Origin of the sequence: Streptomyces sp. NPDC004647 (assembly GCF_040609575.1) — a bacterium.
In the GTDB taxonomy this organism is placed as follows: domain Bacteria; phylum Actinomycetota; class Actinomycetes; order Streptomycetales; family Streptomycetaceae; genus Streptomyces.
Genome location: NZ_JBEXKU010000030.1, coordinates 22,797 through 37,177, shown reverse-complemented (window position 1 = coordinate 37,177; position 14,381 = coordinate 22,797). Strand labels below are relative to the sequence as shown.

The following is a 14,381-nucleotide window of genomic DNA, read 5'->3' as shown; positions in this document are numbered from 1 at the left end:
GCCGGCGGGTGGGTCTGAGGGCGTTCAGCCGTGCGCCACCACATCGACATGCCCGGCCGCTGCTCCTGTGGGCAGTGTTGGCATCATGGATACGACGGTGGCCGAGGTCCCGGTCGGACGGACCGTGATCGCGTCGAGCGACCGGGGTGGTGCTCCTCGCGGACGCCGGCAAGTTCCCCGGCACCGGCGTGGCGCGGGTGTGCGGCCCGGAGGACACCGACGTACTGGTGACCAATCCCTCGGCGGACCCGGCGACCCGCGCCGCCTTCCGCGAGGCGGGCGTGGAGGTGGTCGAGGCATGAAGCTGACGATTCTGGGCGGCGGCGGATTCCGTGTCCCTCTGGTGTACGGCGCCCTGCTCGGCGACCGGGCCGAGGGCCGAGTCACCCGGGTGGTCCTCCACGACCTCGACGCCGGGCGGCTGTCGGCCATCCGGCGCGTGCTCGCCGAGCAGGCCGGCGGCCCGGCCGGCGGAACCCCGGCCCCGCCGGAGGCCGGGGGAGCCCCCGTGGTCACCGTCACCACCGACCTCGACGAGGCCCTGGAGGGCGCCGACTTCGTGTTCTCCGCGATCCGCGTCGGCGGGCTCGAGGGGCGCGCCGCCGATGAGCGCATCGCCCTGGCCGAGGGCGTACTCGGCCAGGAGACGGTCGGCGCCGGCGGCATCTCGTACGGTCTGCGCACGGTTCCGGTGGCCGTCGAGATCGCCCGGCGGGTCGCCGCCCGGGCACCGAACGCCTGGGTCATCAACTTCACCAACCCGGCGGGGCTCGTCACCGAGGCCATGTCCCGCCATCTCGGCGACCGCGTCATCGGCATCTGTGACTCGCCCGTCGGGCTGGGCCGCCGGGTCGCCCGCGCCCTCGGGGCCGACCCGGACGGGGTGTGGACCGACTATGTGGGCCTCAACCACCTCGGCTGGCTGCGCGGGCTGCATGTCGCCGGGCGCGATGAGCTGCCCCGGCTGCTGGCCGACTCCGAGGCCCTCGGCTCCTTCGAGGAGGGCAGGCTCTTCGGCGCGGACTGGCTTCAGTCGCTCGGTGCGATCCCCAACGAGTATCTGCACTACTACTACTTCACCAGGGAAGCGGTGCGGGCCGCCCGGGAGGCGCAGCAGACCCGCGGCGCGTTCCTGCGAGATCAGCAACAGCGCTTCTACGACGTGATGGACCGCGGTGAGGAGCCCGCACTGGCGGCCTGGGACCGCACCCGCGCGGAGCGCGAGGCCACCTATATGGCCGAGAACCGCGACGCGGCGGGCGTCGGCGAGCGCGACGCCCGCGATCTGGAGTCCGGGGGCTACGAGCAGGTCGCCCTCGCCCTGATGCGGGCCATCGCCAGGAACGAGCGCACCACCCTCATCCTCAACGTCCGCAACGGCACCACGCTGTCCGCGCTGGACGCCGACGCGGTCATCGAGGTGCCCTGCTTCGTGGACGCGGGCGGCGCCCACCCCGTCTCCGCCGCCCCGCTGCCCGACCACGCCACCGGCCTGGTCTGCGGCGTCAAGGCGGTCGAGCGGGAGGTGCTGGCCGCGGCCGAGAGCGGGTCGCCGGCTACGGCGGTGAAGGCCTTCGCCCTGCACCCGCTCGTCGACTCGGTGCAGGTCGCCCGGCGGCTCCTCGACGCCTACCGGAGCGAGCACGCCGGTCTCGCCTATCTGCGCCCCTGACCTTCCCGCCCTCTCGGGTGCCCCGAAGGCGGCCGAGGAGGGCCGGAAATTGTTCTGTCGGCGTGTCGATTTCGCGGCTTCTCGTTCGACGCGTAAGTAGAGGCTCGGTTCAGCCGGCCGGGAATCCCTCCGGCAGCGGGCCTTCGAACCGTCGAACCCGGAACGAGAAGGAGGCACACGACGATGCGATTCATGGTGCTGGTCAAAGCCAACGAGGACTCCGAGGCAGGCGTTCTCCCCAGCAAGGAGATGCTCGCCCGGATGGGGAAGTACAACGAGGACCTGCTCAAAGCAGGGGTGCTGCTCGCGGGCGAAGGGCTCCAGCCGAGCTCGAAGGGCGCGCGGATCAAGTTCTCCGGTGGCAAGCACACGGTGACCGACGGGCCCTTCACCGAGACGAAGGAGCTGATCGCCGGCTACTGGCTGCTCCAGGTGACATCGAGGGAAGAGGCGATCGAATGGGTCTCCCGCGCCCCGTTCGAGGACGGCGAGGAGATCGAGGTCCGCCAGGTCTTCGAGGTGTCGGACTTCCCTGCCGACATCTTTCCCCCCGAGGACGCCGCGCGTGAGCAGGAGATCCGCGACGAACTCCAGAGGAAGGCCGGGCAGCCGTGACACGGCGCGCCGTCGTTCCCCGGCGGCGCGGATGAAGCTGCCCTAGATTGGGCGGGTGACGGCTTCCGACACGCATCGCGCGATCGACGCGGTCTGGAGGATCGAATCGGCGAGGCTGATCGCCGGTCTCGCCCGGATGGTGCGCGACATCGGTCTCGCCGAGGATCTCGCACAGGACGCTCTGGTCGCCGCGCTGGAGCAGTGGCCGGAGTCGGGCGTCCCGCGCAACCCGGGCGCCTGGCTCATGGCCACTGCGAAACACCGTGCGATCGATGCCCTGCGCCGGAAAGCCCGGTTCGAGCGCAAGATCGAGGAGCTCGGCCATGAGGCCGAGCGGGAGACGCTCTCCCCGGACTTCGACGCCGCAGTCGAGGACGACATGGGCGACGACTTGCTGCGCCTGGTGTTCACGGCCTGCCATCCCGTGCTGTCCACCGAGGCTCGGGTCGCGCTCACACTCCGGCTGCTCTGCGGACTGAAGACCGAGGAGATCGCGCGGGCGTATCTCGTCCCGGAGCCGACCGTCGCCCAGCGCATCGTCAGGGCCAAGCGGACCCTCGCCGAGGCGCACGTCCCGTTCGAGGTCCCGCAGGGGGCCGAGCGCGAAGAGCGTCTGTCATCGGTGCTCGAAGTCCTCTACCTCGTGTTCAACGAGGGCTACGCGGCGACGTCCGGCGACGACTGGATGCGCCCCGGGCTCTGTGAGGAGGCGCTGCGCCTCGGTCGCGTCCTGGCCGAACTCGTACCCAAGGAGCCCGAGGTCCACGGCCTCGTCGCGCTGATGGAGATCCAGGCGTCCCGCTCGGCCGCCCGGACCGGCCCGTCGGGCGAGCCCGTCCTTCTGCTCGACCAGGACCGCGCACGCTGGGATCAGGTCCTCATCCACCGGGGTCTCGCGGCGCTCGAGCGTGCCGAGTCGCTCGGCGGCGCGCTCGGCCCGTACGTGCTGCAGGCGTCGATCGCCGCATGTCACGCCCGGGCGCGTACGCCCCAGGAGACGGACTGGGCGCGTATCGCGACGCTCTACGGGGCGCTCGCCGTCCTCGCGCCGTCCCCCGTCGTGGAGCTGAACCGCGCGGTCGCGCTGGCGATGGCGTACGGACCGGCCACGGGCCTCGAGCTCGTCGACGAGCTCACCTCGGAGCCGTCACTCAAGGGCTACCACCTCCTGCCGAGCGTGCGCGGCGACCTGCTGGCGAAGCTCGGCCGTCTCGACGAGGCGCAACAGGAGTTCGAGCGCGCGGCGTCGCTCACCCGTAACCGACGCGAACGCACGCTGCTCCTCGAGCGCGCCGCGGCGTGCGCGCGCGGCTCGGCGCCGCCGCGGACCGGGTGAGACGCGACCGCTCAGCGGAAGAGGGCCGTCAGCGGGTCCTCGCCCATGCGTGGCGGGAGGCCGCCGGGTCGAGGCCGGCCGGCGCCTCGCCGTCCCGCCCCGTCGGACGGGCTCCCGCAGGGCCGGCGCGGGGCGCCCACCTCCGCCGAGGCGGGGCGCCCCGCCGTCGGAGCCCGAGTACGGAGGTTGAATCTTCAGCTTCCCTGGGCTCCCCAGTGGCTCGGCCCCGCCCCCGGGAGCGAAGATGGACTGTGGGACGGCAGGAATCGGACGGCTGACCATGGGAACTCCCGATGCCGGGAACACAGTGGGGCCATTGGGTGCACCGCCAGTGGCCGCGGTGGTGCTGGACCAGGGCGGCACGATCGTCTCGTGGAGCCAGGCAGCCGAGGACATGCTGGGCTACTCGGCGCGGGAGGTGCTGGGCAGGCCCGGGGCGTTCCTGCTGTTCCAGGAGCAGGACGGCGCGGCGGTACGCGACGCCGTCGCGCGAAGTCCGACGGCCGCCGACCGGGAGGGCGTGCTCGGCGTCCGGCACCGTAACGGCCGCCGTCTCGATGTCGCGGCCCGCGTCTGTCCGACCACAGGTCCGGACGGAGAACCGCAATGGCTGCTGCTCGCCGTCGCCGCCGCGCGGACGCCCTGGTGGACGACGGAGCGCTCCCTGCTGGAACACCTGCCTGCCCAGACCCCGGTCGGCATGGCCGTGGTGGACACCGACCTGCGCTGCATCTGGCTCAATGACGCGCTGGTGCGCACCGGGGGACTGCCGCGTGAGCAGCGTCTCGGGCGGCGGTTGAGCGAGGTGCTGCCGGGGCTGCCCGCCGCGGACATCGAGGCCCAGATGCGCCAGGTCCTCGAGACCGGGCTGTCCGTGATCGACCTCGAGTACTGGGGCCACACGGCCGCGGCCCCGGTCCGGGACCGCGCCTACTCGATGTCGTTCTTCCGGCTCGGTGACTCGGCGGGCCGCGTTCTGGGCGTGGGATACCTGGTCATCGATGTCACCGACCGCCGGCAGGCCCGGCAGCGGCTGGCGCTGCTGAACGACGCGAGCGCGCGCATCAGCAACAGCCTGGACGTCATGCGCACCGCGCAGGAACTGGCCGAAGTCGCCGTGCCGCAGCTCGCCGACTTCGTCGTGGTCGATCTGCTGGTCTCCGTCGTGGCGGGTGACGAGCCCGCCCCGGGGCCGGTCGCCGAGCAGGTGCCGCTGATCCGCGGAGGGCAGCAGTCCGTACGCGAGGGCTGTCCTGAGGCCGTGTACGCAATCGGCGAAGCGGTCAGCTACCCCTCGTCAGCGCCGGTGATGCGCGCGTTGTACGGCGGAGGCTCCGCGCTCGAGGCGGTCTTCGGCGCGGGGCAATGGGCGGCGGCGGACCCCAAGCGGGCCGCGAGGATGCGGGAGTTCGGGATGCACTCGGCGATGGTCGTCCCCGTAGCGGCGCGCGGGGTGACGATGGGCGCGGCCTCGTTCTGGCGGTGGCAGGAGCCCGAGCCCTTCGAGCGCGACGATTTGATGCTGGCGGAGGAGTTCGTCGCACGGGCGGCCGTCTGCATCGACAACGCCCGCCGCTACACCCGCGAGCACCTCGCCGCGCTGGCGCTCCAGCGCAGCCTGCTCCCGCACGGGCTGCCCGAGCCGGCGGCGGCCGAGGTCGCCCACCGGTATCTGCCCGCGGACGAGCGGGGCGGAGTCGGCGGGGACTGGTTCGACGTGATACCGCTGTCCGGCTCGCGTGTGGCGCTCGCGGTCGGTGACGTCGTCGGGCACGGGCTGCACGCCGCGGCCGCCATGGGACGGCTGCGCGCGGCGGTACACACCCTGGCGAATCTGGACATGCCCCCGGACGAGGTGCTGGCTCATCTGGACGACCTGGCCATCAGGCTGTGCGAGGAGGAGAGCGCGAACGGGGAGGCCGCCGAGAGCGCGGTGCTGGGTGCGACCTGTCTGTACGCGGTGTACGACCCGGTGAGCCGGAAGTGCGGTCTTGCCCGGGCGGGCCATCCCGCGCCCGCGGTCGTCGCTCCGGACGGCACGGTGGACTTCCCGGAGCTGCCCGCGGGTCCGCCGCTCGGTCTGGGCGGTCTGCCGTTCGAGGCCGTCGACCTCGAGCTGGCCGAGGGCAGTCTGCTCGCGCTGTACACCAACGGCCTGCTCCAGGCGAAGGACGACGACTCGGGCCTCGCACTCGACCGCCTGTCCCGGGTGCTGGCCCGGAGGAGTTCCGGCCGGCCGGTGGAGGACATCTGCACAGCGGTGATCGACTCGATGCTGGCCGGCCGCCGCCCCGACGACGACGTCGCCCTCCTCATCGCCCGTACGCGCGCTCTCGGCGCAGAGCAGGTCGCCTCGTGGGAGTTCCCGGCGGATCCGGCCATCGTCTCCGACGCCCGTGCCCGGACGTCGCGGCAGCTGGCCGAATGGGGCCTGGACGACGCGGGATTCACCAGTGAGCTCGTGGTCAGCGAGCTGGTGACCAACGCGATCCGGTACGCCTCGGGTCCCATTCGGCTCCGGCTGATCCGCGATCACGCCCTGATCTGCGAGGTGTCGGACGGCAGCAGCACGTCCCCTCGCCTGCGGCATGCCAGGACGACGGACGAGGGCGGCAGGGGGCTCTTCCTGATCGCCCAGCTGACCCAGCGCTGGGGCACGCGCCACACGTCCGAGGGCAAGACCATCTGGGCCGAGCAGTATCTGACCGGTGCGCGGATGCCGAGCCGGATGGGACCGAGGCAGGGATGAACGGGTACTCAGCTCCGGTCCGGGGAACGGCGGAATGCGGAACAGGGGCGCCCGTCCCGATGTTCGGGACATAGTTGGCAACGAACCAATTCGAGAATGGTGAGCTGAATGCAGTTAGGGATCTTCACCATCGGTGACGTCACCGCCGATCCCACCACCGGCCGGACACCCAGCGAGCACGAGCGGATCAAGGAGATGGCCGCCATCGCGCTCAAGGCGGAGGAGGTCGGCCTCGACGTCTTCGCGACCGGCGAGCACCACAACCCGCCGTTCGTGCCGTCGTCGCCCACGACCCTGCTCGGCTACATCGCCGCACGGACCGAGCGGCTCATCCTCTCCACCTCCACAACGCTGATCACCACGAACGACCCGGTCAAGATCGCCGAGGACTTCGCGATGCTGCAGCACCTGGCCGACGGGCGGGTCGACGTGATGCTGGGGCGCGGCAACACCGCGCCGGTGTACCCGTGGTTCGGGCAGGACATCCGCCAGGGCATCCCGCTGGCCATCGAGAACTACGCCCTGCTGCATGAGCTGTGGCGCAAGGATGTCGTGGACTGGCAGGGCCGCTTCCGCACTCCTCTGGAGAGGTTCACCGCGACGCCCCGGCCCCTCGACGGCGTTCCGCCGTTCGTCTGGCACGGCTCGATCCGCAGCCCGGAGATCGCCGAGCAGGCCGCGTACTACGGCGACGGGTTCTTCGCGAACAACATCTTCTGGCCGAAGGAACACTTCATCCGGCTGATCGGCCTGTACCGGGAGCGCTTCGCCCACTACGGCCACGGCACTCCGCAGCAGGCCGTCGTCGGCCTCGGCGGCCAGCTGTTCATGCGGAAGAACTCGCAGGACGCGGTGCGCGAGTTCCGCCCCTACTTCGACAACTCGCCGGTGTACGGCCACGGCCCGTCGCTGGAGGAGGTCACCGACCGGACCCCGCTCACCGTGGGCAGCCCGCAGGAGGTCATCGACAAGACTCTGACCTTCCGGGACTTCTTCGGCGACTACCAGCGCCAGCTGTTCCTGATGGACCACTCCGGGCTGCCGCTGAAGACGGTGCTCGAGCAGCTCGACATGCTCGGCGAGGAGGTCGTCCCCGTGCTGCGCAAGGAGTTCGCCTCCGGCCGTCCGGCCCAGGTCCCGGACGGGCCCACGCATGCGGCGCTCGTAGCCCGCCGGGACGCCGAGGCCGACGCCGCGGCGGGCGGGACCCCGCCGGGGCCGGTCGCCTGACCCGTCGTCACCGCATCGGTCAGCCCCGCCCCGGTGCAGGGGGGGACAGCCGGAGGCGCGTTGTCGTCTCGTCGGTCTCAGCGGTCCGTCTCCGGCCGGACGGTAAGCCTCCGGTTCGTCCGTGGGGTTGGCGCTCCCGGCGTTCCGCCCTGCCGGTACGCCGACTCCGCCCGGCCGTCCGTCGTGTGGTGCGTGGCCGTTGAGCAGGGGTCGGGGCGGGTTGGCGAAAGTTATTGACAGACAGTGGAGGGGGTGGTGTAACTAACTTTCACCCATCCGCGCGGGCCTCGCGCGACGCCGAAAGGGCCGGCAATGACCACGTCCGTACATGGCCCCGCCCCGGAGACCGTCGGGTCGCCACGATCGCGCCGGGCACTGGTGGCGGGGTCCGTCGGCAACTTCATCGAGTGGTACGAGTTCGGCGTCTACGGCTACTTCGCGACGATCATCGCCGCCAACTTCTTCACCCCGGAGGGCGGAAGCGACGTCGAAGGGCTCATCAAGACGTACGCGTCCTTCGCACTCGCGTTCTTCTTCCGCCCGGTGGGAGCCACGATCTTCGGCCGGGTGGGCGACCGGATCGGCCGCCGGCCCACGCTGATTCTCGTCGTGCTGCTCATGACCGGCGCCACGACGCTGATCGGCCTGCTGCCGACGTACGCCACGATGGGCGCGGCCGCCCCGTGGCTCCTGACGCTGCTGCGCGCCCTGCAAGGCCTTTCGGCGGGAGGCGAGTTCGGCGGCGCCGTATCGATCATGACGGAGTTCGCACCCCCGGGACGGCGCGGCCTGTATGGGTCGTGGCAGTCCTTCACCGTGGCGCTCGGCCTGCTCGGAGGCGCCGGTATGGCAGCGCTGCTGGCCACGGTGCTGACCGAGACCGACCTCACCTCGTGGGGCTGGCGGGTGCCGTTCCTCCTGACCCTGCCCATGGGACTCGTCGCCCTGTGGCTGCGGCTGAGGCTGGAGGAGACACCCGCATTCCGGCGCACCCGTCAGGCCCCCTCGGACGCGCCCGCCGATCCGGCGACGCTCCGGGCGGTCCGACCCCGTACGGGCGAGGTGGCCAAAGCGATCGCGCTGGGCGCCGGGCGGATCATGGGCTGGTCAGCGGCGGGCTACACCTTCCTGGTGGTGATGCCCTCCTACCTCCAGGGCACCTTGAACGCGACCTTCCAGCAGGCGCTGGTCGCCACGGTCGCGGCCAACCTGGGCTTCGCCGCCGCCATCATCCCGGCGGGCATGCTCAGTGACCGGATCGGCAGACGTGCGGTGATGCTGGCCGGAGCGGCCCTGGCGGCCGTCCTCGCCTTCCCCCTGCTGAACCTCCTGCAGGATCCCGGCGCCGCGAACCCCGCCAAGGGGCTCGCGGTGTTCGCCGCCGGTGCCGTCGTCGGCCTGATGGCGGGCCCGGGCCCGGCGATGCTCGCCGAGATGTTCCCGACCAGCGCCCGCTACACGGGGCTCGGCCTGGCGTACTCGCTGTCCAACGCCGTCTTCTCGGGCTGTGCGGGGCTCATCATCACCGAACTGATCAAGCGGACCGGCGACGTGGACATCCCCGCGTACTACGTGGTCGTCACCTGCGCCGTCAGCGCCATGGCACTGCTCACTCTGCGCGGGGACGACCACCGTCGCTCGCTGCGCGACTGAGCCGTCCCCCAACGGACCAGGAGCGGTAACGATGCGGGTGATCGGGCTGATGTCGGGCACGTCCTACGATGCGGTCGACGCCGCGGCCGCCGACCTGACACTCGACGGGGACAGCCTGGTGCTGACTCCCTTGGGGCTGGTGAGCGACACCTACTCGGACGCACTACGGGCGGCGCTGGCTGCCGCACTGCCGCCCGCGGCCACCACGATGGAGGAGGTGTGCCGGCTCGACACCCGGGTCGGCCAGGCCTTCGCGTCACTCGCCCTACGGGCCGCCCGGGAGCTGTGCGACGACCGTGCCGATCTGATCACCTCGCACGGACAGACCGTCTACCACTGGACCGAGAACGGCCGGGTGCACGGGACCCTGCAGATCGGCACGCCCGCATGGATCGCGGAGGCAACCGGCTGCCCCGTCGTGTCCGACCTGCGCACCCGTGACGTCGCCGCCGGCGGCCAGGGCGCCCCCCTGGTGAGCATCGTCGACGTGCTGTGGCTGCGCGGACGGCCCGGCGTACCCGTCGCCCTGAATCTCGGTGGCATCGCCAACATCACTGCGGCCGGGGGGACGGACGGACCGGTCGCCTTCGACACCGGCCCGGCCAACGCCCTGATCGACGCGGCCGTCCGCGACCTCACCCAGGGCGGGATGGACTACGACGCGCAGGGCGCTCTGGCCGCCCGGGGAAGGGTCGACCCGACGTTGCTGCGACGGCTCCTCGACGAGCCGTACTACGCCAGGCCGGCGCCCAAGACGACGGGAAAGGAAGTGTTCCACCTGCCCTATCTGCGGGCCGCCCTGGCCGGATGCGGTCCGCTGCCGGCCGAGGACATCGTCGCCACGGTCACTCGGCTCACCGCCGTGACCGTCGCGGACGCGGCGCTTTCCGTCGGGGCGACCGAAGTCGTCGCATCGGGCGGCGGCACCCGCAATCCGACCCTGATGGCCATGCTGCGCACGGCACTTCAGGGGATCCCGCTGCGGACCTCCGACGAACTCGGCCTGCCGTCCGCCGCCAAGGAGGCCTACGCCTTCGCCGTGCTCGGGTATCTGACGGTCCACGGACTGGCCGGCACGGTACCGACGTGCACCGGAGCCCGACACCCCAGCATCCTGGGTTCGATCACCCCGGGTCGGCATGGTCTGACACTGCCGGTGCCGGGGGAGAACGCACCGTGCCGACTGGAGATCTTCCCGCGGTGAAATCGGCGGAGGACGCGTCGAAATCGGCGGGTTGGGTCGCATTCATCGCGGGGCACTTCCCTCGGCCCGCGTCCCATTGCGTGAGGTGGCCTGGGTGACGTCCTGGGTCGGGGCGAGTCGGCTGCGATCGCCAACTGGTCGTAACTCTGCACTCCGCGCTGCTTCGGACGGCGCCTTGGCCGGAAGCCGGGCGATGGCCCCACAGCGGTGCCGGGCGGAGTACGCGGTGAGCTGTCAGGGTGCCGGGGGAGCCGCCGAAGTCTGCGGCTGCCGCTCACCGTTGGTGTCGAACAGCTTCAGTGCGCCGTGGACGCTCTTCAGGTCCGCTGTCGCCCCACTCAGTTCGAGGGCGACTGCCACGGTCAAGTTGTCCCTGAGGAGCGGCTGTTGCACCTGCTCGATGAGTTCGAGCGCGCGCACTGCCCGCGCATCCGCCTCGGCGTCCTGGCGAAGGTCGCCAAGGACTTTGATCATCATCTTTCGTTCCTCTGCCCGGTTCCGGAAGAAGAAGAACGACAGGACTTGGGAGAAGATGCCCCCTGCCGTCACGACAATGGCCAGCGCCTGGTCGTCCGAAGCGTTCACGCCGACCCAGATCCCGCTGCCGATGACGACATAGCCCAGTACGGCTGCGATGAACGCCGCGAAGAAGCTGATGTCGGCGCGCCGGCCGACTTTCTTGTAGTAGCCCTCCAGCACTTTGGACAGGGCGGCCTGTGCCGGGCTGGCTGCCGGCGCTGTGGCTGGTGCCGGGGGTGGCTTGGACGGCTCGGCCGGGGAATCCCCGTCCTGCGGCGGGGTGGACTCGTTCTGAGTCCGGGCGCGCAAGCGGTTCATCGCCGCTTGCCATGCCTCGCCCGCGGAGCCGGACACGGCCGCGCTGGCGGCCGACGTCAGTACGGCAAGCGACACCGGATCCATCCATGCCCCCCTCAGATGCGATAAGCCGGACGTTAGCGCAGCAAAGTGCGGCTCGTGGCGGGAACCGTCGAGAGCTGTACGCGCCGCGCTTCCGGGGCGCCTGCTCATGCTTCACCGCGCGGGCTGCCCGAAGGGGCGGGAGGCTGTGCCGTCAGACAGGCTGTGCCGTCAACGCACCCGGTCCCGGGTAGGCCCGAAGTCACCCCGGGGGCGCCTCGCCTGCCCGCGAGGTCCTCCGAATTCGCTCCGGGAAGGCCTTGCCTCCTCCCGGCGGTGCACGAAGTCGGCGACGACGAGGTCGCCCTGCAGGACGCTGCCGATGAACAGCCCCAACGCGCCCAGGCCCGCCACCACAAGGAACGCCCCGAACCCCCCGAAGTAACCGGCGAAGCCGAGAGCCATGCCCGCCAGCAGGCTCACCGTCGCTGTGCTCATCTCAGACTCACTTTCACGTCGATCCTGCTCCTCCTGCTCTTCGTGCGCCGCGGCGTCCACGGTCCGCACCGGGGCCGCTTGGGCGGGCCCTTTCCGGCGCCGGGGTCACGTCACACGGCCTTCGGTCCCTCCCGTCTCGTCCTCCTCGTCGGGCAGATGGACGTCGTCGACGGCGATGTTCACCTCGACGACCTCCAGGCCGGTCATGCGCTCCACAGCCGAGATGACGTTGGAGCGCACATCCCCGGCGACGTCCACGATGGAGACGCCGTACTCGACGACGACGTCGAGGTCCACGGCTGCCTGGCGCTCGCCCACCTCGACCTTCACCCCGCGGGTGACGCCGGAGCGTCCGCCTCCGCCGGGGACCCGGTCGCGGACGGCCCCGATCGTCCGGGCCATCCCGGCGCCCAGGCTGTGGATGCCCGGTACCTCGCGTGTCGCCATCCCGGCGATCTTCTCCACCACGCTGTCCGCGATGGTGGTCCGCCCGCGGCTCTCGGGCGGGGTGCCTGTGCCCCTGCGGTCCTGCAGTTTCTTCCCGGCCTCGCCGGCACGGTCCTCGCCGGTGGTGGGGCGGGTGGTCGTGTCCGTCATGAGGATCTCCTGAGCAATACCTGCGGGCACCGGCGCAGTGCCCGTCAAAGGATTGGACACACCCCAGCCGCAATCCTCACGCCTTGAATGTGACAGGGGTCACATAAGCTGGGTGGGGATGCGTGCCTTGTACCAGCGGTTCGTCGACCGGCCTCCGCGGCGGGGAGCCGCAGGACGGTCCCAGGCAAGAAGCGAGCGGCCGATGCACAAGCGGGACGGACTCTCATCACCTCCGGAAGCGGTCGGCTGCCGGCACAGCGGGCGGTCTCCGACCCCGACCCCGCCGCCGGCCGCCGGAACGGCCGCGGGCCGGGACAGCCTCACCGAGCTGGAGGACCGGCTGCTGGCCGTCCGGGCCGGCGAGGGCGACGACGACGCGTTCGCCGTCCTGGTCCGCCGCCACGGCGCCTCGCTCCTCGCGCTGGCGCGTCACCTGCTGGGCAACCCCGCCGATGCCGAGGACGCCGTCCAGGACGCCTTCCTCAGCGCCTGGCGCCGTCTGCCCGAGTTCCGGGGCGACGCCGCGTTCCGCACCTGGATGTACCGGATCGTCACCAACCGCTGCCTCAACACCCTGCGCCGCCGTGCCCCCACCCTCCCCTTGGAAGCCGTCCCCGAGCCCGCCGCCCGTAATGCGGGCAGCGCACCCGAACGCGTGGCCGAGAGCGACGCCGCCACCACCGCTCTGGCGCAGGCGCTGAGCAAGCTGAGCGCGGACCAGCGCGCATGCTGGGTGCTGCGGGAGCTGCACGGCATGCACTATGAGGAGATCGCGCAGGTGATGGGCACCAGCGAACAGAGCGTACGCGGCAGACTCTTTCGGGCCCGGCGCTCTCTGACGAAGGAGATGGGCCCATGGCGCTAGACGACCCGCATACGGGGCCCTCCGGCAGCGAGCTGTCGAAGAGCACCAAGGCGGCTGACGCGCGTCAGGTCACCGACGCCGCGCTGCTCGCCGGCGACCAGCTGCTGCCCTGCGGCCGTCCGCTCAGCCGCGCCTGGGAGCAGGCCCGCGACTCCGCCCCCCGTACGGACCCGCACACCGCCGGCTGCCCCTACTGCAGGCAGGCCGTCGAAGGACTGGCGGCCCTGGACGAGGCCACCAGCGCCCTGCGAGCCCAGGAACGGCCCAGCGGGCAGACCCTCGCGGACCGGGTGATGCGCGCGGTCCGCGCCGAGGTGCGGCTCGGCCGGATGCTGCCGCTGGACGACCCCGCGCAGGACCTGCGGATCGCCGAGACCGCAGCCGCGAGAGTCCTGCGCCGGGCCGCCGACACCGTCTCCGGCGCACGCGCCGCCAGCTGCCGCATGACCCCCACCGACGACGGCACGGCGGTGCACATCTCCCTCACCCTGGCCGCCGCGCTCGACCGGCCCCTGCCGGACCTGGCCGACCAGGTGCGCCGAGCGGTCCTCCATGCCGCACACCGGGTACTCGGCCTGGCCGTCACCGGTGTCGACCTGGAGATCGTGGATGTACTGGAGCCACTCCAGCCGCCCGACCCCGGCGAAGCCGATGACCAGGAAGCCGGTGTGCGGGTAGCCGGTGACCAGGAAGCCGATGTGCAGGAAGGCGAAGACCGATGACCCTCATCACTGCGGTGGACATCCATCACGCCGCCGCCCGCGCGGCCCTGGCGGTCCCCGGCGTGGCCGGGCTGCAGCCCAGCCTCGGTCACCGACTGGCCGACGCCGCCGTCCACGCCCAGCAGACCGTGGGCATCCCGGCCACACCCCCCGAGGCCGGCATCCGGGCCGAACGCACACCCGAGGCCCCCGGGTGGCACGTGGAGGTGCGCTGCATCCTGCACGAGGAACGCCGCGTTCTGGACGCCGCCCGGGAAGTACGCGAGCAGGTCCGCTCCGCGGTCACCGCCCACCTGGACCGGCACGGCACTCCGGAACCCGTCACGATCCTGGTGACCGTCACCCAGACGATGAGCCGCACACCGCAAGGCTCCTGAGCGGG

13 protein-coding genes and 1 pseudogene are annotated in these 14,381 nt (G+C 71.6%); 11 read left to right on the top strand and 3 right to left on the bottom strand.

Annotation, left to right across the window (positions count from 1 at the left end; genetic code table 11):
- Positions 1-85: 85 nt before the first annotated feature.
- The 8 genes and pseudogenes from ABZW18_RS15780 to ABZW18_RS15745 all read left to right on the top strand — a co-directional run.
- A pseudogene (locus ABZW18_RS15780) lies at positions 86-302 on the top strand (ArsR family transcriptional regulator); the annotation flags it as partial.
- On the top strand, positions 299-1,672 hold the full coding sequence (locus ABZW18_RS15775; protein ID WP_356187541.1) for a 6-phospho-beta-glucosidase: 1,374 nt from the start codon (positions 299-301) through the stop codon (positions 1,670-1,672). The pseudogene ABZW18_RS15780 and the gene ABZW18_RS15775, both read left to right, overlap by 4 nt.
- Positions 1,673-1,855: 183 nt before the next feature.
- The gene (locus ABZW18_RS15770) at positions 1,856-2,287 is read left to right on the top strand and encodes a YciI family protein (protein ID WP_356187540.1); all 432 of its coding nucleotides are present in this window, start codon (positions 1,856-1,858) and stop codon (positions 2,285-2,287) included.
- A 55-nt stretch (positions 2,288-2,342) separates the two neighbouring features.
- On the top strand, positions 2,343-3,623 hold the full coding sequence (locus ABZW18_RS15765; protein ID WP_356187537.1) for an RNA polymerase sigma factor: 1,281 nt from the start codon (positions 2,343-2,345) through the stop codon (positions 3,621-3,623).
- 316 nt (positions 3,624-3,939) lie between these two features.
- A complete protein-coding gene (locus ABZW18_RS15760; RefSeq protein ID WP_356187534.1) occupies positions 3,940-6,372 on the top strand; it encodes a SpoIIE family protein phosphatase in 2,433 nt (810 codons plus the stop codon).
- Between the two features lie 108 nt (positions 6,373-6,480).
- Positions 6,481-7,602, top strand: a complete 1,122-nt coding sequence (locus tag ABZW18_RS15755; protein WP_356187532.1) for an LLM class flavin-dependent oxidoreductase — start codon at positions 6,481-6,483, stop codon at positions 7,600-7,602.
- Positions 7,603-7,914: 312 nt separating this feature from the next.
- On the top strand, positions 7,915-9,255 hold the full coding sequence (locus ABZW18_RS15750; protein ID WP_356187529.1) for an MFS transporter: 1,341 nt from the start codon (positions 7,915-7,917) through the stop codon (positions 9,253-9,255).
- A gap of 31 nt (positions 9,256-9,286) precedes the next feature.
- Positions 9,287-10,459, top strand: coding sequence for an anhydro-N-acetylmuramic acid kinase (locus tag ABZW18_RS15745; protein WP_356187526.1), 1,173 nt, complete (start codon positions 9,287-9,289; stop codon positions 10,457-10,459).
- 234 nt (positions 10,460-10,693) lie between these two features.
- Here ABZW18_RS15745 and ABZW18_RS15740 read toward each other — a convergent pair whose 3' ends face one another.
- The 3 genes from ABZW18_RS15740 to ABZW18_RS15730 all read right to left on the bottom strand — a co-directional run bounded on the left by ABZW18_RS15740 (position 10,694) and on the right by ABZW18_RS15730 (position 12,412).
- Positions 10,694-11,380: a hypothetical protein gene (locus tag ABZW18_RS15740; RefSeq protein WP_356187522.1), complete on the bottom strand. Its 687-nt coding sequence runs from the start codon at positions 11,378-11,380 to the stop codon at positions 10,694-10,696.
- A gap of 168 nt (positions 11,381-11,548) precedes the next feature.
- Positions 11,549-11,815: a hypothetical protein gene (locus ABZW18_RS15735; RefSeq protein ID WP_356187520.1), complete on the bottom strand. Its 267-nt coding sequence runs from the start codon at positions 11,813-11,815 to the stop codon at positions 11,549-11,551.
- A gap of 105 nt (positions 11,816-11,920) precedes the next feature.
- Positions 11,921-12,412, bottom strand: a complete 492-nt coding sequence (locus ABZW18_RS15730; protein ID WP_356187517.1) for an Asp23/Gls24 family envelope stress response protein — start codon at positions 12,410-12,412, stop codon at positions 11,921-11,923.
- 202 nt (positions 12,413-12,614) lie between these two features.
- On the opposite strand from ABZW18_RS15730, the gene ABZW18_RS15725 reads away from it, so the two are divergent.
- The 3 genes from ABZW18_RS15725 to ABZW18_RS15715 are packed head-to-tail and all read left to right on the top strand — an operon-like array spanning position 12,615 to position 14,376.
- Complete coding sequence (locus ABZW18_RS15725; protein ID WP_356187515.1) at positions 12,615-13,277, top strand: sigma-70 family RNA polymerase sigma factor; 663 nt, start codon at positions 12,615-12,617, stop codon at positions 13,275-13,277.
- A complete protein-coding gene (locus ABZW18_RS15720; RefSeq protein WP_356187512.1) occupies positions 13,268-13,999 on the top strand; it encodes a hypothetical protein in 732 nt (243 codons plus the stop codon). The genes ABZW18_RS15725 and ABZW18_RS15720 overlap by 10 nt, the downstream gene beginning before the upstream one ends.
- Positions 13,996-14,376: a hypothetical protein gene (locus tag ABZW18_RS15715; protein ID WP_356187510.1), complete on the top strand. Its 381-nt coding sequence runs from the start codon at positions 13,996-13,998 to the stop codon at positions 14,374-14,376. The genes ABZW18_RS15720 and ABZW18_RS15715 overlap by 4 nt, the downstream gene beginning before the upstream one ends.
- Positions 14,377-14,381: the final 5 nt, after the last annotated feature.

Coding starts and splice junctions, on each gene's coding strand:
- ABZW18_RS15735 (WP_356187520.1), bottom strand. CDS start 11,815: ATGAGCACAGCGACGGTGAGCCTGCTGGCGGGCATGGCTCTCGGCTTC.
- ABZW18_RS15740 (WP_356187522.1), bottom strand. CDS start 11,380: ATGGATCCGGTGTCGCTTGCCGTACTGACGTCGGCCGCCAGCGCGGCC.
- ABZW18_RS15770 (WP_356187540.1), top strand. CDS start 1,856: ATGCGATTCATGGTGCTGGTCAAAGCCAACGAGGACTCCGAGGCAGGC.
- ABZW18_RS15725 (WP_356187515.1), top strand. CDS start 12,615: ATGCACAAGCGGGACGGACTCTCATCACCTCCGGAAGCGGTCGGCTGC.
- ABZW18_RS15750 (WP_356187529.1), top strand. CDS start 7,915: ATGACCACGTCCGTACATGGCCCCGCCCCGGAGACCGTCGGGTCGCCA.
- ABZW18_RS15715 (WP_356187510.1), top strand. CDS start 13,996: ATGACCCTCATCACTGCGGTGGACATCCATCACGCCGCCGCCCGCGCG.
- ABZW18_RS15730 (WP_356187517.1), bottom strand. CDS start 12,412: ATGACGGACACGACCACCCGCCCCACCACCGGCGAGGACCGTGCCGGC.
- ABZW18_RS15720 (WP_356187512.1), top strand. CDS start 13,268: ATGGCGCTAGACGACCCGCATACGGGGCCCTCCGGCAGCGAGCTGTCG.
- ABZW18_RS15755 (WP_356187532.1), top strand. CDS start 6,481: ATGCAGTTAGGGATCTTCACCATCGGTGACGTCACCGCCGATCCCACC.
- ABZW18_RS15775 (WP_356187541.1), top strand. CDS start 299: ATGAAGCTGACGATTCTGGGCGGCGGCGGATTCCGTGTCCCTCTGGTG.
- ABZW18_RS15745 (WP_356187526.1), top strand. CDS start 9,287: ATGCGGGTGATCGGGCTGATGTCGGGCACGTCCTACGATGCGGTCGAC.